The following is a 20,299-nucleotide window of genomic DNA, read 5'->3' on the forward strand; positions in this document are numbered from 1 at the left end:
ATATTGTGAGTGCATTCTAATTAAAATTCAGCAGAATATGCTGGTTAAATTTCGCGATTTACGATAATTTACAGGGTATAAATTTAACTTATCCGCATAAAATTCTGTTATGACAATTCCAAATAGATTACGCATGCTAGATCGTATTGATTTAGCCATACTAGACGTTCTTCAAAAGAACGGCAGAATTTCTAATGTTAACCTCGCAAAACAGGTTAATTTGAGTGCCAGCCCGTGCCTAGATCGTGTTAAACGATTAGAGCAAGAAGGGTATATTGAAGGCTATTATGCCAAGCTTAGCGAAGCTAAACTTAATCAGAGCTTAGTAGCGCATGTTCAAGTATCGCTTGTTGCTTCAAATACAGCTGTATTTAAAGTATTTAGAGAGCACATATTAAGGATAGAACAAGTAGTCGAATGTGACATGGTTGCTGGTGGTTATGATTACTTATTAAAAATTCGCGTTTCTAATATGGAAGAATACAGACAAGTTCTTGGCGACTTAGTAGATATTCCCGGCGTGGGTACTCATCATACTTATATGGTGATCGAAAAGATTAAAAAGGACGAAGGATTGCTAATCGATATTTAAGCTTTTCTCAAGTAATAAAAAAACCGCAATTGCGGTTTTTTTATTACTTGAGAAAAGCTATACCAAATAGTTAGTACATCACCTTATACACAATTTATTACGACCTTCCGACTTCGCTCTGTATAAGGCCGTATCCGCCGCGCATATTAATGCCTCAGATGTTCTGTATTGATTATCGTATTCACACGCTAAACCCTGGCTTACACTTATTTTTACATTCGCTGGTAAACCGAGATCTCTAAAATTAATGTTGAGTATTTTTTCTTGAATACGCTTAGCAATCATTTGTGCATTTGAAATGTGCGAACGAGGCAGCACAACAGCAAACTCCTCACCACCATAGCGTGCTACTAAACTGTCTTTAGATGGTAAGCACTCTTCAATTGTACGAGCGACTTTTTGAAGGCACTTATCACCTTTTACATGGCCAAAGTTATCGTTAAATAATTTAAAGTAATCAATATCAATAAGTATAAAGCTAAGAGGCTGCTTGTTAACTATGCACTCTTGCCAATTTTTAATGATGGTTTTTTCTAAAGTACAACGATTAGCAATACCAGTGAGGTGATCAAGTTTGGCTACGTTTTCCAGTACTTTATACTTTTTAACGTGCTTTGAAATATCATGCATTATACAAATAAAAAGTGGGGTACTTGCGACTACCGATTCGGGTAAACATGATATAGATAACTCAACATCTAAACAGTTACCATTGTTTTTTCTTATTTTAACTTCTTTTGGACCATGATTGAGTGGTGTTTGATAGTTGTTTTTCCAACTTTCAAACATGTATTTATAGTCATCGCGATACTGTTCTTGTAAACAATCTTGCCATTTTTTACCTATTAATGAATCAGACGTTACATTGAAAAAACGTGCTGCTACGGGATTTACTGATTCAAACACCCCATCTGCATTAACAATAAAAATAGCATCGGCCATGACATTAGTAACATTAATAATTGCACTTATTTTTTCATTGTTAACGGTATTAGAAATGCTGCTGATTAATGCAGATACAGCGCTGTCGGTGTTGTTTTCTCTGCTATTTTCATTATTGTTAGACATGGTGTTGCTCATTTTTATTGTTAATGAAACTTTATGTCTAGCAGTTTATTCAATTTATGGGTTTTAAACCTTTCGGTAACCTTCTGATTTAAGTTGTTGTTATTTATGTTTATTTAAGGGGCGTTTTTAAATAAATTGCACCGCAATTAATATGCCTGTGCAATTTAAAAATAAGCATTACTAATTAGAGTTCTTTTTCATTCTTAACTTGGGGATCAGCGCTTTCATATTTATTGCCATTACACTCAACGTTGAAGATTAAGCATACAGAGCCATTATTTTCATCTGTGTCGGTAATGATAATTGTGTGGCCGTTGTCACTTACTTTATAGCTGAAGTCTTGGGCGCATGGTTTTTGTGTGTCGATATCGGTGATAGTAGCGCCAGTAAATACGAAACCATTTTGAATTGTGGCGTCGTCTAAATTGTAGTTGCCAGCGGTTTCAGTTCTTACAACACCACCGCCAGTAGCGGGTTCGCCATTTTTTGTATAGCTAAAAATAGCTTTACCGTTGTTAAGTTTAATATTGACTTGAAAGTCGACATTTTCTAGGGTGTTATTCATATCATTTCCTTTATGAGTAATTATAGTTGGAAGTTCGTAATGCCTAATTTAACTAGGCTTGTTTTTATTTCTGATATCTCGTCTTCCCTGTTTAAACAGGTATAAGCTTGTACTAGTGGGTATGTTATTTTTACGCTCTGACTTATTTTTGCAGCTTCAGAAATAGCTTTGATAGCACTTAAGCAAAATTGCTCTCGCTGTTTATTAGTTGTAGCTAAGTTTGCTTTGATTAAGTTTATTCTTGTATGTACTAAGTAATCACCAGTTTTAGTTAGGTTGGCTAATTGATGTTTGTAGTTTTCATTATTCTCAAGCTCAGTTAATAACTCCTGCGCTTTGAGTGGTGATTGTCTATTTATAAAATATTGAATCAGTGTAATTTGTGTATTAATAGTGCTGGTATTTTTAAAATTTTGAGATTTTAAAAAATTAATTATTTTTTCAATTGTTGAGTCAGTAGCTTCATCAGTAGATAGCATTAGTGAATGTGCTAAAGAGCGATAATACATAAGCTGAAATTTATTGTTTTTTGGATCTTGTACTAAAGCTTCATTGATAACTTGATTCGCCAAGCTGGCTTTTTTATGGGCCATCCGTTTATCACTCAAATAGCTCAGTAAATAACTTTGTTGCATATATAGGTTTGCTGACGTGTAAAAAAGGCTTGCATCACTAGGGTAGTCAGCAATCAATTTTGTGATTACGCCAACTGCACCTTCCAATATATTAACTGCTTCATTAAAGTTACTTAGCTTCTCTTCTGTTTTTGCAAGCCAACTAATCGTATCGGATTTATCTCGAAGTAAATCTTTGTTATTAGGTTTCAGTTTAAGCGCTTTATTTTTAAGTAAAAGTGACTCTGCAAAGTTCTTTTTTGCAGCGCTGTAGTTGGATTTTTCTATGTATAAAGAACCTAAAGAATTAGATGAATACGATAATTCCATAATGGAGTTAAAATCATTGGCTGCCAGCGCATACATTTTTTTACTGTAAGCGTGGTATTTTTTAAACATTTGCTCAGTAGCTTGATGATCATTTTGATCATAAGCTAATTGACCTAGCCAAAAGGCATTGGCGCCTGCAAGCGTTAGTAGCTCTAAGTTGTTAGGCTGTATTTTTAATAATGCCTCAAGGCGGGTGCGGGCGTTTTCAAAGGCGGTAAAGGCTTCATCGGTTTTGCCGCGCGAATAAGCTACTTCACCCATTGCTTCGAGGGTTTGTGCGTACTGAAAACGGTTGTTAAATTGTGCTTTATTATCGCTAAAGCTAAAAAGTGAACTTGAATCGTCAGTTTGATCAGTAAAATACTCAAGTGCTTTATTACTAATACCATCAAGTAAGTCCATACGTTCAACGCTACGTAATTTATCGGCAAAGTCGCCGACCATAAACCCTAGTAAGCTTTCGGCCTCAAGCTGCTTTTTTTGCGCATGCTGTTGGGCTTTAAAACTAGTGAAGCTCATTAATAACGCGGTAAATGTAAGTAAGCACAATAAAGCAACGGTCACTCGTTTTGCTCTTATTTTTGTTTTTGTTTTTTTTACAGAGCTTTTGATAAGAGCATGCTCGTTATCATCTAATTTAAACAGCTTGTCGTTAAGTAATAGCTGCGCTTCTTGTAGCGGTTTACCTGGCGCTAGGAGGTAAGCACTACTTTTATCTTCATCTACCCAATTTTGTGCTTGATGTTGTAAACGACTTTTTATTGCTAAGGCATCTTTGTGGTCATTAATCCATTGTTTTGCGCGCGGCCATTGACGCAATAATGCCTCGTGAGCAAGACTAAAACAGGCTTCTTGGTTTTGTAAATGCGATACAAATAAACGGCTATCGACCATGGCTTGCACAAGCTCTTTTTGGCTTGTGTTGGTTAATGTTTGCCAGCGGGCAGCGCGGCTCGTAATGGTTTTACCATCTGGGTTTAAAGTGATCAGTTGTGATAATACGCTTTTTAGTTGCTGCTGTTGCTCATTACTAAGGTCAATAAATATATCTTCTGCTTTTTTGCCTATGGCGCCCTCAATACCCCCGAGTTTTGTGTAAACACTGTGCAGTAGCTCGTTATTATCACTGCGCTGTAAGTACAGCTCTTGCAATGTGTATTGCAGCATGGGTAATGCATCGGGGTTATTGGCGGTATCGGCGCACAATATTTCATCCAGTGGTGTTTGGGTTTGCGGGTCATTGGAGAACGTTAAATTAGCAGTTAACGCTGGCAGGCGAATAATTTGTTGGAGTTCTTGGCGGTTTGGCGGTGTTAAATCGTAGTGCGCGCCATGAGCTTTGCCTGCCATTAAACTTGGTTGTTCAACCACTAAAGGATAAAAGTCGTTACGACACGCACTAAATACAATCACAGCTTTAGAGATTGCTAAGCGTTCAATAACCGATAAAAAATGGCTGCGTGTTTCGCTACTAAATATAGGAGAAGAAAGCAGTACTTCTAAGCGGTCAATAAATAAAAATAACTGGGGTGTTTTAAGTTGTGTAGAGGCTTTACTAAGTGCAGCTTGTATGGCGTTAATTACGCCATCTATTGCCAATTCTAGTTGCTCTGCAAGTGTTTGCGCGCTTAATCCTTCAAACAGAGGCTGGTCGTTTATATCCCAATCAAGTAATGCAGAAGCTAAGTCTAGAAAAAGTCTATTTTTATGCACATCTGCAAAGTCGATCTGGGTGTAGGAAATAACCCCGATGCCGTTATAGCCTCGCTCATCTAGCAGTTTTGGTAAAATTCCAGCATTAACAAGCGAGGATTTACCTGTACCACTAGGGCCAAGTATTAAGCAAAAAGCACGACCGTAATTTACCTGGCTAGATATCCTTTCCAGCAGGGTAGCTATAGATTGGGTACGGCCAAAAAAAACGTGGGTATCATTTGGGTTATATGCACGCAGGCCTAAGAAAGGGGATCCTCCCTGCCATGTACTCTTAGTGCTTGGGATAGGATCTGCTAACGGAAAAGATAATTTTGCAATAATGCGGTAGCCACGTTTACGGATAGTTTCAATGTAATGTGGTTCATTGGCTTTATCACCGAGCGCTTTTCTTAGCTGAGTGATAGTTTTATGTAATGGATTATCGCCAATATCAGTATTTTTCCAGCATTTATTGAGCAATTCATCGCTGCTTACAATGTCGCCATTTTGTTGACACAAATGCAATAAAACTTCCATCGCTTTGGGCTCTAACTGTTTGGCTTTACCAGTGAGTTGAATTGAGTTAGTTGAAGGTGTTACTTGCCAATCGCCTAGGTAGAAGGGGTTGCGCATCATCATTACTCATTATTGTTTTTTTATTATTAAAATTAAGTGCGTATTGATATTTATTAACACTATTTATATGGCAAATAAATCTATAACACAACTATTTGAGTTTATTCTGAGCAGAGGGGGGGTAGTAAAGGATGAGCTTGCAGATATGCAAGCTCAAAATAAAAATAAATTAGCTTTCTAGGTCGGCTTTGTTAATTGTAATGACGCGTTGAGGGAATGGAATTTCAATATCAGCGTTATTAATTGCTTTATAAACACCGCCGTTAATAGCCAGTTTGGTTTCGATAATTTTAGTAGTAGGCACCCAATATCTGTAGCTGATTGTAACACCGCTATCGGCAAAACGTTCAATACCGACCTGCGATAATGGGTTTTGTGCGACCAGTTTGTGCGCTTTAAGTACCTCTTCAATAAGACTAATCGCGTTATCAGAGCATGCACTATAAGCTATATCTATTTCACCTTTGACCAATGAGTAACTAAATGAGTTATGAAGTATTTCACCCACTATGTGCTTATTTGGAATGGTGATTTCTACTTTTTCTTCATTGATTAAAATAGTGTAGCCAAGCTCAATTGTTTTAACTTGGCCGCTTACATTTTTAACTTCAATAGTATCACCAACAACAAAAGGTCGAGTGGCTATAATGGCAAGGCCTGCACCATAATTAGAAAGCATTCCTTGCAGCGCTAAACCTGCACCTAAAGATGCAGCACCAATGGCTGCGACAAATGGCGTAACGCTGATACCTATTTTGCCAAGTGCAATAATTATAACCATTACAATTAGCAGTACTTTTACCACGCTACTGACAAAGTTTGTGAGCGTAATATCAACGTTATGGCGGGTCATTAACGCGGCTACAAATTTGGCAAGCTTTTGTGCTATCCACAAACCAATGAGGACGATAAAAATAGCGCCAACAATTTGCATACTGTAGGTAACCATATACTCAGTAAGCATGGTGTAATATTTTTCAAACTGTTCGATTTCAGAACTGATCATAAAGCGCTCTATGTTAGGGCTATGTTGTATTTTTCCAACTATAGCAAAATGTTGACTAAAAATGGATATAACAGCGGCACTATAATCGCTGTTAATAAAGCACTTAGTGCCATTGCAACCGATGAGTAAGCGCCAACTTTTGGATGCTCGGCAATAGCAGCGGCAGTCCCAATTGCATGACAAGCTGTGCCCATGGCAACGCCTTGAGATTCGTGATTAAAAATATTAACGAGTTTAAAAAGCATAAAACCAAATAAAGCGCCTAGTAAACCAATAAAAATAACTAAAGCTGCAGCAAGTGAACTGATTCCACCTAATGAATCAGTGACGATTAAAGATATAGGTGTAGTGACACTGAGTGCGGCAACCGATGCACTTAGCTGCGCTGGGGCATTAAATAATATGCTTAGCAAAAATGCCACAACGGTTGCGTTAACTATGCCTAAGCTACATGTTGCGACTATAAGTAATAGATTTTTTCGTACGTGTGTAAACTGCTGATATAAAGGAAGCGCTAGAGCCACAATTGCGGGCTCTAATAACCAGCTTAGTAATTTGCTGTGCGTGGCAAATTGCGTATAAGGCAAATTTAGATTAACGAGTAGTAAAGCGATAATACTAATACTTAAAAATACGGGGTTGGTGAGCGATTTAAATACGCTGTTTTTTATACTTTGGTTTACGGCCCTTAGTGCTAAAAATAATACAATAATAAAAGGAATACTTAGCCACCATAAATTAGGCTGTAGCTCTGAAATAGCGGAAAAAGTAAAATTAGTCATTATTTTCTCTTCCCTTAAAGTACGCAATTACACTGCTAACAAGCAATAAGGTAGTTATAGGGACAAGCACCACAACTGATGCTAAAAATGCCCAGTGCGATTTTATAAGACCGAGATGCTCAATAAATCCCACGCCAGCAGGAATGAAAAATATAGGCATAATATTTAAAATAGGGGAGGCGCATGGTTTTATATGTTGCTCTTTTACAATACCCGACAAGAGTAAAACTAATAAAATAACCATAGCGAGTAACGGTGCAGGAAAGCTTCCACCAATAAAGTGCATAATGAGTTTAGCGCAGGCTAAACATAGTAAAATAATAGCGCTACTGAGCAGATATTTCATCAAAGTGGCTCACAGAAAAGATAAGAGCTTAACTTTAACAAATCAAACTCTTTTATGCATTGTGCAATAGTCTACCAGTGCTTTGTATTTGCGTAGGTTATATCCGCTTTTCCTTTTGCTTTAGCAATTGCTTTTTTAGTGTTTGGGTTTAGCAATAAGCGAATTTGGCTAAAGGTTTCTTTAGCGAGTATTTTTCGTTGGTTTGGTTTGTAGCTAAGTTGTGTAACACGTTTAATAGCAGCAAGCGTATCGGGTGAGCGCTCAAGTAATGTATTGAGCATGTTTTGCGTGGCTTGTTGAGTATCATCGGTAAGCTGAGTAACTAAACCTAGCTCATTTGCTTGTTGTGCTGTGATTAGGTTTGCGTGGCTTGCAAGCCAAAGGGCTTGGTCACGCTTAACTAAACCGCTCATCATTACATTTGCGCCCATATCGGGGCACAAGCCCCAACGCGCTTCCATAATGGCAAGCTTGGCATCAATATGAACAATCCTGTAATCGGCACCTAGTGCTATTTGTAATCCTCCGCCTAAACAGTTGCCATCAATTTGTGCAATAACGGGCACACTCAGTGACTGCCAGCCTAATACTACTTTTTGCGCTAAATTTTGATTGCCAGGTAACCATTTAAGCAATAATTTTATAATATTCAATGGTGCCGCCATTACGGCTGATATATCAAGGCCTGCACAAAAATGCTCGCCATCGCCTTTTATTATTACAGCACGAATACTGCGATCTCTTTTTATGTTTTTAATGGCTTTGTTTAGCTCTACAAACATTTCAAAGCTTAATGCGTTTTGTTTTTTTGCTCTGCTAAGCGTGACGGTTGCAATGCCATTTTGTTTTTCTAGTTTTATCATTACACACTCCTCTGACCTGTTAGTTGAGCTTATGTTGTTATAAGAATTAAGTAAAGTGACGGTATTTTTTAAATAAATGGAATTTATTGCTAAAGCTGTAGTCTTAAAGGGTTAGATTTAGATGAGAAAAAGCTAAACAATTAGCACTTGAGATAATAAAATTTTTTACGTTGTTGTTTTAAGCTTAAATTAAAAAAGTAATCTTGATATTCAATGGGTTAGTTAAATTGTTATTTATTGTTTGAGCTGTATGCTGAATAAAGCATGACTCAGTTACAAAAAAGTCAGTGTTTTACGCTTTTTTTTATCAAAATGATGATGAGATTTGATAATATAGCGCAACTTAAAAGCTTAAGGTTAAGCACATATGTCGGGTCCACGTTTATATACGGTAGAAGAAGCTACTCACCAAGCTTATGATATTTTTTTAGAGCTAGCGCCAAATAACTTGAGTGATAAAGATGTTGAAGACTTTAATGAGTTTAGAGAAGACCTAGGCTTTATCGAAGAAGACGAGCCAGACGATCAGTGGCAAGATTTTGTTGCCCTTGAGATTGAGCCAGAGCACTTTATTCAGGTGCTAGTTGGTTTAGAATTTGAAAATGATGATGTTTTGTTTGCTAAAATTTTGATTAGTCGTGATAAAGATGCTCCGTTTTGTCATATTTTATGGAAAGAGAGTGAATAAGCAATACCGCTTATTTTTATAATTGTGTGCAGAGAGAGTGTTGTGCGTAAGTATTTATTTTTAATTTTTTTAATAATTAGCTGCCCAAGTTGGGCTGTTGATCCATTTGAAGATTTTCATGAATATGGCAAGCTCTCTGATGAAGAAATTCATGAGTTACACAAAGGTGATATGCTTTACGGTGATACTGAATTTGGTTTTATTCTAAGTAAAGGTAACACCAATTCGACCAGTTTTAAGCTCAAAGGTAATTTATACCAAGATTTTGAAAAGTGGCGTAACCAATTTAAAATAGACTCTCTTTATAAGCGTGATGAGAACGATGAAAGCGGTGGCACTGATGTTACAGCTAATCGTATTTTTGTATCAGCGCAAGGTAACTATAAAGTAGGTGTTAAAAACTCCTCATTTTTTATTTACGGTGATTACGAAGAAGATGAGTTTAGTGGACTTGATTTTAAAAGCACGGTGGCGACAGGCTATGGTGCGCGTGTATATCAAGGCTCTAAAAACAAAGTAGATATTGATATAGGACCTGGTTTATACCGTTCAGTCGCCGATGAGGATTCGGATGTGAGCGAAGATGAAATTGATAAAACCGGTTATTTAGTACGTGTTGCAATGCAGTGGGAACGTTTGGTCTCTAAGCGTACTCGTTTTAATCAAGATGTGAGTATAGAGCAGTCGCTTTCAGGTCTTAATTCTCGCTTAAAATCGGAAACCGCACTGATAAGCCAAGTGATTGGCGCGGTATCACTCAAATTTACCTACATGTATCGTTATAATTCAAAACCCGAAGATGATAAACTCAAGTTTGACTCAGAGCTGAGTGCTACATTGGTATACAGCTTTTAAGTATTTATTTAATTTAGAGAATATTATGTATCAGCATAAACAGTATGCGGTGTTTATCTTTTTTGTATTAGCGTGGATTGGCGGTTTTGTGGCGCTTGCGTGGAACTTGTTAGGCGCTGATGGACCTTTAATAATATTTACTGGGATTTTAGTGCTGGTGGGCTTTTTGTTCCATGGCCTAACAGTAAAAGTAGATGATAAAAATATTAGCTGGGCGTTTGGTCCAGGCGTTGCTGGGCAAAGTATTGAGCTTAGCGAAGTAGCAGAAGCAAAAGCAGTTCAAAACTCTTACAGGCACGGTATTGGTATGCGAATTACTCATGATGGTTGGGTGTATACAGTATCTGGCTTTAGTGCAATACAGTTAACGCTCAAAGATGGCACCTTGTATAGAGTTGGTACCAACGATCAAAAAGCTTTACTAGCTGCTTTAAAAGAAAAAAACGTATCAATCGCGCTGCCTAGTAAGCCAAAAGCTGAAACGGTTAAGCGTAACAATATGATATAAAAAAAGCGCCTTAGGCGCTTTTTTTATTTGTTTAGCAGTGCATTAGTGGTCGTGGCCACACCCACCTTCGCCATGTACGTGGCCGTGAGTGAGTTCATCTTCTGTAGCATCACGTACTTCGAGTATTTCTACATCAAAGTTAAGTGTTATACCTGCAAGTGGGTTATTACCATCTACAATCACTTCTTCATCTTGGATATCGATGATCATTACTGATTGGTCACCATCATCTGTTGATGCACGAAATTGCATGCCAACTTCAATTTCCATACCTTCAAACATTGATTTAGGTACTGCTTGCATTAGGTTTTCGTGGCGCTCGCCGTAACCTTCTTCAGGTTCAACCTTTACGCTAAGCGTGTCGCCTGGTTGCTTGCCCAGCAAAGCATTTTCTAGGCCTGAAATTAAATAGCCTGTGCCAATGATAAAGTGTAGTGGCTCACCACCGAACGAGTTATCAATGCTATTGCCATCATTATCCATTACTGAATAATGCATTTTTACCACTTTGTTTGCCGCAACGATCATAGTCATTCCTATTTATTCATCTTCAAGAGAGTAGGGTAGAGGCAGAATGCTTAGCTCCACCTGAGGTGTGTGTTTTGCACGAAGTACCTGAGTTACATCAGTATCGTTTGGCAACACAACGAGGCCTGTTAATTTATTTGTTTGCTCATCAAAGCTTTGTGCAATAAGTTTACCTGCACGGCGCCAATTTTCGCCTAATTGGGTTTCTAAATCAGGCTCTGAAAGAATCCCTTCGCTTTGCCCTGAAACGATATACATTGCACGTTTATTTTTACCAAGGTACTTCATACGGGCTACTGTTTCTTGACCGGTATAACACCCTTTTTTGAAACTTATACCGCCAATAGCATGTAGGTTTACCATTTGAGGAACGTACTCGCCAATTGCATCTGCACTTAGCTGAGGCTCACCGGCAAGCATCGCTGCTTGTTGCCAAGGGGCTTCGTTATCAAGTGTGGATACGTTATCAGGCATGCTAAATTGGTTATCAACCATTATTAAAACACGGTTATCAGCTAATTTTAGCGCTTTACCATTAGTAAAATCACACGCGCTTGCATCGCCTTCAAAGCTAATATCAAGTTGTGCCAGTACATCAGATAAATCATCACCAATTAAACCAATTAAACGCTTTGAGCATTCAGTAATATCAACTTTTGCAAATACAGCGTATTTTTTAAGTTCAGCTAATGATTTTTCAACTTCAGCTTGGCTACCCGCAAGGTAGTAACTATCTTGGTAAGAAAATAATTTAAATACACCCCAAAGTTTACCTTTGGCGCTGCAATGGCCAGCCCACAAATAATTACTGCTGGTTAATTTATTTAGATCTTGAGTGATTTGTCCGTGCAAATAAGATAATTTATCAGCACCGCAGAGGCTAATAAGTTGATGAGATAACGGACATGCATAAACGCTCGACATAAAAACCTTCTTTGCAATATAAATGAAGTGACATAATAACGCAGTTGTTACGTATGGTACAGACAAGCGCTTATTGGCGCGGGTTTATTATTTAATGAGAGATTAATAGCTGCTAAATAGGCTTGTGTTTGTTAAACTCGAGTCAATTAAGTATGAGGTTTAAAATGGTTGAAATTCATAGTAAAGCACGTATTCGTTGGGCTTGTCGTCGTGGCATGTTAGAGCTAGATGTTTTGTTTATGCCGTTTGTAGAAGAAGCATACGACTCTTTGAGCGCAGAGCAACAGGCTATCTTTCAGCGTTTGCTAACAGAAGAAGACCCTGACTTATTTGCATGGTTTATGGGTCATGAAGAATGTAAAGACGAGCAGTTAAACGGTATGGTTTCGCTGATCTTAGACCGAGTTCGTGTATAGGTTTACGGTTACAAATAATAAAGCTGACCACAAACCAATTGTGGTCTTTTTTTGTATGCTCAGTTTTATATTATGTTTATTTTTAGATTCACTATTAGCTATGCTTTTTTGTTTAATACTAAATGCACTAGCTGGCTTGATAATGTGGCGCAAAGTATTAGCAATTCACCCACATGAGGGCATTATAATATTAGAACCAAAGTTATTTAGGTTTGAGGGCGAGAGCTTAAAAATTCAGGGTGAAATAAGTAACAAAAGCCGATTTTATGGTAATAATATATGGCTTCATATTAAAGGTTTTAGTAACAACCATTGGCTTATAATTTCAGCCAATGGCGTTAATGAGCAAAGTTATGCGCGTCTAAAACGTGCCACTGTCGGCGCAATTAATTGCGTTTTGGAGTCAAAATAGTCGGCGTTGGGTTTTCACTTTGTTCAGGGTAATCAATAGTGTAATGCAAGCCTCTGCTTTCTTTTCGCTCCATAGCACTTCTAATAATTAGCTCTGATACTTGCACTAAATTACGAAGCTCAAGTAAGTTGTTACTTACTCTAAAGTTTGCATAGTAATCGTGTATTTCTTGCTGTAGCAACTCAACTCTATGCAGTGCTCGTTCTAAGCGTTTAGTAGAGCGTACAATACCTACATAATCCCACATAAATAAACGTAGTTCATGCCAGTTATGGGTAATAACAATTTCTTCATCTGAGTTACTAACACGGCTCTCATCCCAATGAGGAAGCGCCATCGGCTCTGGTGCATGTTCAATTTTACTTAAAATATCTTTAGCTGCAGCGTGGGCAAATACAATGCACTCTAATAGTGAATTACTTGCCATACGGTTTGCACCATGTAAGCCTGTGTAAGCAACTTCGCCAACAGCATATAAGTTATCGAGATCTGTTTTACCGTTAAAGTCGGTCATTACGCCACCACAAGTGTAATGCGCAGCAGGTACAACAGGGATTGCTTCTTTTGTTATATCAAGCCCTACACTTAGGCATTTTGCGTAAATAGTAGGAAAGTGCTCAATAATAAAGTCTTTATCTTTGTGGCTAATATCTAAATAAACACAATTAGCACCTAAGCGCTTCATTTCAAAATCGATTGCGCGTGCCACTATATCGCGTGGAGCGAGTTCTTCACGGCTGTCAAAGTCTTTCATAAAACGAGTGCCATCAGGTCGTTTTAAATAAGCCCCTTCACCGCGCATAGCTTCTGTAATTAAAAAGTTTTGTAGCTCTGGATGATAAAGGCTTGTTGGATGAAATTGATTAAATTCCATATTGGCAACTTTACAGCCTGCGCGCCATGCCATTGCAATACCATCACCACTTGATACATCTGGATTAGAAGTATACAAATACACTTTGCTTGCGCCACCAGTGGCAAGAGCAACAAATTTAGCTGAAATGGTTTCTACCTTTTTAGCTTTTTTGTTCCACACATACATGCCTTCAATGTGTGAGCCTTTTTTTCCGGCGCTTTTATCTGTGATTAAATCAATGGCGTTGTATTGCTCTAAAAGTGTTATATTTTTATGAATTTTAACTTGGCTAATAAGCGTGGTTTGCACAGCTTTGCCTGTTGCATCGGCTGCATGCAAAATACGACGATGGCTGTGACCACCTTCACGTGTTAAGTGAAAACGCTCTTTTCCTTTGCTATCAAACTCCATATCAAAGGGTACGCCTTGGTCGATTAACCACTGTAGGCAATCGTGAGCATTGCTGGCGGTATAATGAACAGCGTCTCTATCGCATAAACCGCCGCCTGCATCGAGAGTATCTTCAACATGAGATTCTATGCTGTCGTTTTGTTTATCAAATACAGCAGCGATACCGCCTTGGGCATATAAAGTAGAACCTTCGGTAAGCGCTCCTTTACTGATCACGGTAACGTTACAATAATTAGCTAGAGATAATGCAAGTGATAAGCCTGCTGCGCCGCTACCTATAATAGCGACATCTGCAATGTGATGTTTATTTTGGTTCATGTCAGAGGTACTTTGCGGTTACAATGCTCATATAGAGCAATATTTGTTTTTAATATCTGTAGTTGTATCATATTTGTCATACTACTACGTAGTGATTTTAAAGGCTTAGCGCCGTTATTATCATCTATTTTATAAAAAAATAATATTAAGCAGAACTTTTTATTCATAAAGAGGTCAGAGTATTTGTGAACAATGACGACAATATGAATAACAAGCAAAAATCAGACATAGGAGTACCGGCTCGAATGAGCGAGCAGGAATTAGATTTAGTGCTAGTAAAAAGGGTCCAGCAAGGAGATAAAAACGCCTTCAACCTATTAGTAAAGAAGTATCAAAACAAAATTGCAGGTTTGATCTCACGTTATGTATCTAACCAAGGCGATATTGCTGATGTAGCACAAGAAGCTTTTATTAAAGCTTACCGTGCACTTCCTAACTTTAGAGGTGACAGCGCCTTTTACACGTGGTTATACCGTATTGCCGTTAATTGTGCTAAAAATTACTTAGTAGCCCAGGGGCGTAAGCCGCCAGCAAATGATATAGACGCTGAAGATGCCGAGTTTTATGATTGTGCAGATTCAATGCGATCGAATGCATCTCCTGAAAACCTACTTTTAAGCGAAGAAGTACGCGCTGTTATTTTTAATACGATTGATAGTTTGCCTGAAGATCTTAAAACCGCAATCACCCTTAGAGAAATAGAAGGGATGAGCTATGAAGAAATAGCAGTGGTAATGGATTGCCCAGTCGGGACTGTGCGTTCGCGTATATTTCGTGCCCGTGAAGCAATAGATAACAAATTAAACCCATTAATAGGCGAGTCTTAGTATGACAAAAGCACACCTTAACAAGTTAGATAACGAAGCGTTATCGGCATTACTTGATGGCGAGCAACATCTAAATGATGCAAAAATTGCAGAGCAAGATGTAACTACGTTTGGCCGTTATGCGTTAATTGGTGATGCGATGCGTGCTCAAAAAAATAATAACGACATACATATTGATATTAGCGATCGCGTTGCATTAGCACTAGAAAGCGAGCCTGTTTATGCTGACTTTAGTCAGTCAAAAACACAGCCTCAAGCAATCACTGGAACAGTACAAGATAATAAAGTAGTCGCTTTTAATTGGCGCAAACCAGTTGCTCAATTAGCTATTGCAGCAAGTGTAGCGATGTTTGCTATTGTGGGCGTTAATACGCTTCCTCAAAGTAACAATGAGCAGCAAAGTGAAATTCCATTACTGCAAACCACACCGCTAGCAGGTATGGCCTCGCCAGTAAGTTATTCGTCTGAGCCTGCGCTTGAAAATGCTGAGCAAGGTTTACGTGAACTACAGCAACAGCGTATCGGTGCGTTAGTTCTTGAGCATCAACGCCAAGCACGAGTTGCGAATTCTTTAGAAACAGCGCAAACTAATACCAAAGCGTCTGAGGAAAAAAACTAATTAAATGAAAGTAATCACTTTTGTTCTGTCGTTGGTAGTAAGCTTTAATGCATTTGCCAACGACACAAATCCTGCCAAAGATTTATTACTCAAAATGGCTAATGCCGTTCACACCCGTAATTTTGACGCCTCGTTTGTGGTTGTCAAAGGTAAAACAATGGAACCCTACCGATGGGTGCATGCTTTACAAGGTGACACCGAACTTGAGCATTTAAGTTTACTTAACGGTGCTGGGCTTGAAATGGTCCGTATCGATAATCAAGTAACTTATTTTGAACCTCAGTCTGAACCATATTCTCTAAAAACAGATTCAATAGCAGGTCCAATCCCTGAAGTACTTTTTAAAGATATAGATCGCTTAAGTGCGCACTATGATTTTGTACTAGGCGGAAAAGGGCGTATTGCAGGGCGCGCAGCGCAACTTGTTCGCATTGAATCTAAAGACGAGTATAAATATAATTATTGGATTTGGCTGGATATGGAATCGTCGTTGTTACTAAAAGCCGCGTACGTTAACCATGAAGGTGAAGCCTTGGAGCAGTTACAGCTTACACACATTAGTGTGACAGAGCAGCCAGCCGGTATGCTAGTTGAAGTGCTCAATCGAAACTTTCCAACGCCTTTGCCAAACGATGCACTTATAAATGAAGATAGTACTGCCACAAACTGGAAAATCAGCTGGTTACCAGATGGCTTTGAGTTGCTAAAATCAGACAGACATAAGCTCGATTTAAATAACGAATTAACTGATTATTACTTGTTCTCTGATGGTTTTGTTGAGGTTTCTGTATTTATTCAGCGCCCATTACCAGGTAAGCGTTTAAGTGGAGCACTCACTTCTGGTGCAACGACAGTATATGTGCATAATGGCGGTAATTTTGATGTATCGGTTGTTGGTAATGTACCGAGTATGACCGCAAAAGCGATTGCAGAGTCAGTTACTCGCGCACTATAGACGATTCCGTAAGGATTGTTATGATTGAACAAACCCTCACTGTTGTGGCCCTCGATGGCCACATTGCTCATTTAGAAGCACAGCAAAAACAAGCTTGTGAAGGCTGCAATGGTCGTTGCGGCTCACAAGTGTTTAGTAAATTATTTGGTACTGCAAAAAAAACCTTTCCTTATAAATTTGAATCCTCTGTAGAAATAGGGCAAAAGGTCACTTTGTCACTAGATGATAGTCATGTTGTTAAGCATGCTTTTGCGGTTTACATGCTACCGCTTCTTTTGAGTCTTGTTTTTGCATTTGTTGCGGCGCAATTGTTTATGACTTCCGAAGGCTGGCAGATTTTAGCTGCTGCTATAGGTGGCGTTACTGGCTTTTTTATAGCTAAAACTCGCGTGAAATCTCTAAAGCACGATATAAAAGTTATAAAAATTCACCCAATTAGTATCCCTTTAACTCAAATAGATGGTGATTGACGCCAATTAAATGTAAAATTGCCGTTTTATACCAAAGTAACTTGGAAATACAGGGAACCGTGGTTTTTTAAATTATTTTATCTGGCTGAATTATTTAAGTTAAGTAAATATAACTTATTGTTATTCAATACATAAAATGGTTATAACCCATCTTAAAAAGCGTAAGTACAGTTTGTTATATACAAATTTAGCTTATGGCATCCTAAAGCAAGTATTTTCAAGTCACTTAGGTATTCATATTTAGTCCATTAAAATAGAAGTATAGAATCCAGTTTATGAAGCATATCCGTAATTTTTCGATCATCGCCCATATTGACCATGGTAAATCGACCCTTTCAGATCGTTTGATCCAAGTTTGTGGCGGTTTAACCGACCGTGAAATGCAAAAACAAGTTTTGGATTCAATGGATATTGAGCGCGAACGTGGTATTACCATTAAAGCGCAAAGTGTAACGTTGAATTACAAAGCGAACGACGGTGAAACCTACCAACTTAATTTCATTGATACTCCAGGACACGTTGATTTTACGTATGAAGTTTCACGATCTTTAGCTGCTTGTGAAGGCGCGTTGCTTGTTGTTGATGCAGGCCAAGGCGTTGAAGCACAAACACTAGCTAACTGTTACACCGCTATTGAAATGGAATTAGAAGTAATTCCAGTACTTAATAAAATCGATTTACCGCAAGCGGATCCTTTACGTGTTGCAGAAGAAATTGAAGAGATTATTGGTATTGATGCCCTTGATGCAGTGCAGTGTAGCGCTAAAACAGGTGTAGGTATTGCCGAAGTTCTTGAAATGATTGTTAAAGATGTACCGCCGCCAGTAGGCGACAAAGATGCACCTTTACAAGCACTTATTATCGATTCTTGGTTTGACCCATACCAAGGCGTTGTATCACTAGTGCGTATTAAGCACGGTGAATTACGCACTGGCGACAAAATAAAAATAATGTCGAACGAGCATATACATACTGCCGACCAAGTAGGTGTGTTCACTCCTAAGCAAACCAACACCGGTATTTTAAGAACAGGTGAAGTAGGGTTTGTTATTGCTGGTATTAAAGAGATACATGGTGCGCCAGTAGGTGACACTATTACTCATCAAAAAAATGCAGCTCCACTTCGCTTACCTGGCTTTCAAAAAATTAAGCCTCAGGTTTATGCGGGTATGTTCCCAATTGCATCAGATGAGTATGAATCGTTCCGTGATGCACTTAATAAATTAAGCTTAAACGATGCGTCGTTATTCTTTGAACCAGAGAATTCAACTGCACTAGGCTTTGGTTTCCGCTGTGGCTTTTTAGGTATGCTACACATGGAAATCATTCAAGAGCGTTTAGAGCGTGAATACGATATTGATTTAATTACAACAGCACCTACGGTAATCTATGAGATAGTTACTAAAGAAGGTACATTTCAGATTGATAATCCATCTGATTTGCCTGCAGTAAACGATATTGTAGAGATTCGTGAGCCGATTGTTGAAGCTAATATTTTGGTACCACAAGAATACCTAGGTAACGTTATTACTTTGTGTATTGAAAAACGCGGTAGCCAAACAAAAATGACTTATCACGGAAAGCAAGTAGCTGTAACGTACGAGTTACCTATGGCTGAAGTGGTGATGGACTTCTTTGATAAATTAAAATCAACTAGCCGTGGTTTTGCGTCGCTTGATTATAACTTTAAACACTTTCAAACATCAGATATGGTGCGTGTTGATATTTTAATCAATGGTGAGCGCGTTGACGCACTTGCGATAATTGTTCACAGAGATGGTGCACAGTCTCGTGGCCGCCAGTTAGCTGATGCGTTAAAAGAGCTTATCCCACGTCAAATGTTTGATATAGCGATTCAAGCTGCTATCGGACAACATGTTATTGCCCGTACTACGGTAAAACAATTACGTAAAAACGTAATTGCTAAGTGTTACGGCGGTGATGTGAGTCGTAAGAAAAAGCTACTTAAAAAGCAAAAAGATGGTAAAAAACGTATGAAGCAAGTAGGTAATGTTGAAGTGCCTCAAGAAGCGTTTTTAGCTATTTTAAAAGTTGGCAAATAAAAACAAAGGATTATAAATGGCTGGTTATTTTTCAGTTTTATTGGTGTTATTAACTTTAGGCTCAGGTTTAATATGGTTAATAGATCACTTAATGTACGCCCCAAAAAGACAGGAGCGCTTAGCGATAGCGCAAACGTCTGCTGGAGCTCCGTTAGATGAAGAAACTGCGGCATTAATTGCACCAGAACCAGTGCTAACAGAAACAGCAAAGTCGATTTTCCCGATGATTGCAGCAATTACTATTTTTAGATCATTTATCTTTGAACCGTTTCAAATTCCATCCGGTTCAATGATGCCTACATTATTAGTAGGTGATTTTATTTTAGTACAAAAGTATTCATATGGAATAAAAGACCCTGTTTGGCGTACTCAATTAGTTGATATTGGGCAGCCTGAGCGTGGTGATATTGTTGTTTTTAAATACCCTTTAGATGAAAATGTTGACTATATTAAACGTACAATTGGTTTACCTGGCGATAAAATTGTTTATCGCGATAAACGTTTATATATTCAGCCAAATTGTAAAGAAGGCGAAACCCAGCAGGGTGAGCTTTTATGTAATGAATTCAATAAAATTGATTTTAAACTAATTAATGATAACGAATTTAAACAAGGCCCAATGCCTCTAGCTCGTGTAAATGAAAATTTAACAACAGTTACGCATGATATATTAATCAACCCACAAGCGCCTGAGAGAAAAGGGCGTTACTACCAGCAACCGGGCACGCCTTCTGATGAATGGACTGTTCCTGCTGATCATTATTTTATGATGGGTGATAACCGCGACAACAGCCAAGATGGTCGCTTTTGGGGCTTTGTACCAAAAGAAAACTTGGTGGGTAAAGCTGTCTTTATATGGATGAGTTTTGAATTTGAGAATGGCCCTGATGATATTTTACCAGGATGGGTTCCAACTGGTGTTCGCTTTGAGCGCCTAGGTAATATTCAGTAA

At 38.3% G+C, this 20,299-nt stretch carries 22 protein-coding genes; 12 read left to right on the forward strand and 10 right to left on the reverse strand.

Features of this window, described 5'->3' with window-relative positions:
* The first annotated feature begins 109 nt into the window (after window positions 1-109).
* The gene (locus FFU37_RS02720; protein ID WP_024596882.1) at window positions 110-592 is read left to right on the forward strand and encodes a winged helix-turn-helix transcriptional regulator; all 483 of its coding nucleotides are present in this window, start codon (window positions 110-112) and stop codon (window positions 590-592) included.
* A 78-nt stretch (window positions 593-670) separates the two neighbouring features.
* Here FFU37_RS02720 and FFU37_RS02725 read toward each other — a convergent pair whose 3' ends face one another.
* From FFU37_RS02725 to FFU37_RS02755, 7 genes are all read right to left on the reverse strand, one after another.
* On the reverse strand, window positions 671-1,660 hold the full coding sequence (locus FFU37_RS02725) for a sensor domain-containing diguanylate cyclase (RefSeq protein WP_002958738.1): 990 nt from the start codon (window positions 1,658-1,660) through the stop codon (window positions 671-673).
* 184 nt (window positions 1,661-1,844) lie between these two features.
* Window positions 1,845-2,225 (reverse strand): DP-EP family protein, encoded by a 381-nt coding sequence (locus FFU37_RS02730; RefSeq protein WP_039484816.1) that lies wholly within the window; start codon window positions 2,223-2,225, stop codon window positions 1,845-1,847.
* A gap of 20 nt (window positions 2,226-2,245) precedes the next feature.
* Complete coding sequence (locus tag FFU37_RS02735; RefSeq protein ID WP_138489997.1) at window positions 2,246-5,500, reverse strand: nSTAND1 domain-containing NTPase; 3,255 nt, start codon at window positions 5,498-5,500, stop codon at window positions 2,246-2,248.
* A 169-nt stretch (window positions 5,501-5,669) separates the two neighbouring features.
* Window positions 5,670-6,506 (reverse strand): mechanosensitive ion channel family protein, encoded by an 837-nt coding sequence (locus FFU37_RS02740; protein WP_138488662.1) that lies wholly within the window; start codon window positions 6,504-6,506, stop codon window positions 5,670-5,672.
* A gap of 38 nt (window positions 6,507-6,544) precedes the next feature.
* A complete protein-coding gene (locus tag FFU37_RS02745) occupies window positions 6,545-7,288 on the reverse strand; it encodes an LrgB family protein (protein WP_138488663.1) in 744 nt (247 codons plus the stop codon).
* Window positions 7,281-7,634, reverse strand: a complete 354-nt coding sequence (locus tag FFU37_RS02750; protein WP_002958731.1) for a CidA/LrgA family protein — start codon at window positions 7,632-7,634, stop codon at window positions 7,281-7,283. Before FFU37_RS02750 ends, FFU37_RS02745 begins: the two co-directional genes overlap by 8 nt.
* A 71-nt stretch (window positions 7,635-7,705) precedes the next feature.
* A complete protein-coding gene (locus FFU37_RS02755; protein ID WP_138488664.1) occupies window positions 7,706-8,497 on the reverse strand; it encodes a crotonase/enoyl-CoA hydratase family protein in 792 nt (263 codons plus the stop codon).
* 367 nt (window positions 8,498-8,864) lie between these two features.
* Here FFU37_RS02755 and FFU37_RS02760 point away from each other — a divergent pair, with 367 nt between their 5' ends.
* The 3 genes from FFU37_RS02760 to FFU37_RS02770 are packed head-to-tail and all read left to right on the forward strand — an operon-like array spanning window position 8,865 to window position 10,548.
* The gene (locus FFU37_RS02760) at window positions 8,865-9,185 is read left to right on the forward strand and encodes an HI1450 family dsDNA-mimic protein (protein ID WP_002958729.1); all 321 of its coding nucleotides are present in this window, start codon (window positions 8,865-8,867) and stop codon (window positions 9,183-9,185) included.
* Between the two features lie 42 nt (window positions 9,186-9,227).
* Window positions 9,228-10,040, forward strand: a complete 813-nt coding sequence (locus tag FFU37_RS02765; protein ID WP_024597159.1) for a DUF481 domain-containing protein — start codon at window positions 9,228-9,230, stop codon at window positions 10,038-10,040.
* Window positions 10,041-10,065: 25 nt separating this feature from the next.
* Window positions 10,066-10,548 carry a hypothetical protein gene (locus FFU37_RS02770; protein WP_138488665.1) on the forward strand — a complete coding sequence of 161 codons (483 nt, stop codon included), beginning with the start codon at window positions 10,066-10,068 and terminating at the stop codon, window positions 10,546-10,548.
* Window positions 10,549-10,590: 42 nt separating this feature from the next.
* On the opposite strand, the gene FFU37_RS02775 is transcribed toward FFU37_RS02770, so the two are convergent.
* Both FFU37_RS02775 and ygfZ read right to left on the reverse strand, forming a co-directional pair.
* A complete protein-coding gene (locus FFU37_RS02775) occupies window positions 10,591-11,076 on the reverse strand; it encodes an FKBP-type peptidyl-prolyl cis-trans isomerase (protein WP_002958726.1) in 486 nt (161 codons plus the stop codon).
* A 12-nt stretch (window positions 11,077-11,088) separates the two neighbouring features.
* Window positions 11,089-12,000 (reverse strand): CAF17-like 4Fe-4S cluster assembly/insertion protein YgfZ, encoded by a 912-nt coding sequence (ygfZ, locus tag FFU37_RS02780; RefSeq protein ID WP_002958725.1) that lies wholly within the window; start codon window positions 11,998-12,000, stop codon window positions 11,089-11,091.
* Window positions 12,001-12,164: 164 nt separating this feature from the next.
* Between ygfZ and FFU37_RS02785 the strand changes: the two genes are divergently transcribed.
* Window positions 12,165-12,416 carry an FAD assembly factor SdhE gene (locus FFU37_RS02785; protein WP_002958724.1) on the forward strand — a complete coding sequence of 84 codons (252 nt, stop codon included), beginning with the start codon at window positions 12,165-12,167 and terminating at the stop codon, window positions 12,414-12,416.
* A 55-nt stretch (window positions 12,417-12,471) separates the two neighbouring features.
* A complete protein-coding gene (locus FFU37_RS20360; protein WP_039484806.1) occupies window positions 12,472-12,828 on the forward strand; it encodes a hypothetical protein in 357 nt (118 codons plus the stop codon).
* On the opposite strand, the gene nadB is transcribed toward FFU37_RS20360, so the two are convergent.
* Window positions 12,803-14,413 (reverse strand): L-aspartate oxidase, encoded by a 1,611-nt coding sequence (nadB, locus tag FFU37_RS02795; protein ID WP_138488666.1) that lies wholly within the window; start codon window positions 14,411-14,413, stop codon window positions 12,803-12,805. The genes FFU37_RS20360 and nadB overlap by 26 nt on opposite strands.
* Before the next feature lie 245 nt (window positions 14,414-14,658).
* On the opposite strand from nadB, the gene rpoE reads away from it, so the two are divergent.
* From rpoE to lepB, 6 genes are all read left to right on the forward strand, one after another.
* On the forward strand, window positions 14,659-15,240 hold the full coding sequence (gene rpoE, locus FFU37_RS02800) for an RNA polymerase sigma factor RpoE (protein WP_002958721.1): 582 nt from the start codon (window positions 14,659-14,661) through the stop codon (window positions 15,238-15,240).
* 1 nt (window position 15,241) lies between these two features.
* Window positions 15,242-15,859 (forward strand): sigma-E factor negative regulatory protein, encoded by a 618-nt coding sequence (locus FFU37_RS02805; protein ID WP_138488667.1) that lies wholly within the window; start codon window positions 15,242-15,244, stop codon window positions 15,857-15,859.
* A gap of 4 nt (window positions 15,860-15,863) precedes the next feature.
* A complete protein-coding gene (locus FFU37_RS02810; RefSeq protein WP_002958719.1) occupies window positions 15,864-16,814 on the forward strand; it encodes a MucB/RseB C-terminal domain-containing protein in 951 nt (316 codons plus the stop codon).
* Between the two features lie 20 nt (window positions 16,815-16,834).
* Window positions 16,835-17,284 carry a SoxR reducing system RseC family protein gene (locus tag FFU37_RS02815; protein ID WP_002958718.1) on the forward strand — a complete coding sequence of 150 codons (450 nt, stop codon included), beginning with the start codon at window positions 16,835-16,837 and terminating at the stop codon, window positions 17,282-17,284.
* A 275-nt stretch (window positions 17,285-17,559) separates the two neighbouring features.
* Complete coding sequence (gene lepA, locus FFU37_RS02820; protein WP_002958717.1) at window positions 17,560-19,347, forward strand: translation elongation factor 4; 1,788 nt, start codon at window positions 17,560-17,562, stop codon at window positions 19,345-19,347.
* Between the two features lie 16 nt (window positions 19,348-19,363).
* A complete protein-coding gene (gene lepB / locus FFU37_RS02825; protein WP_002958716.1) occupies window positions 19,364-20,299 on the forward strand; it encodes a signal peptidase I in 936 nt (311 codons plus the stop codon).

It is taken from the genome of Pseudoalteromonas distincta, assembly GCF_005877035.1.
Taxonomy (GTDB): Bacteria; Pseudomonadota; Gammaproteobacteria; order Enterobacterales; family Alteromonadaceae; genus Pseudoalteromonas; species Pseudoalteromonas distincta.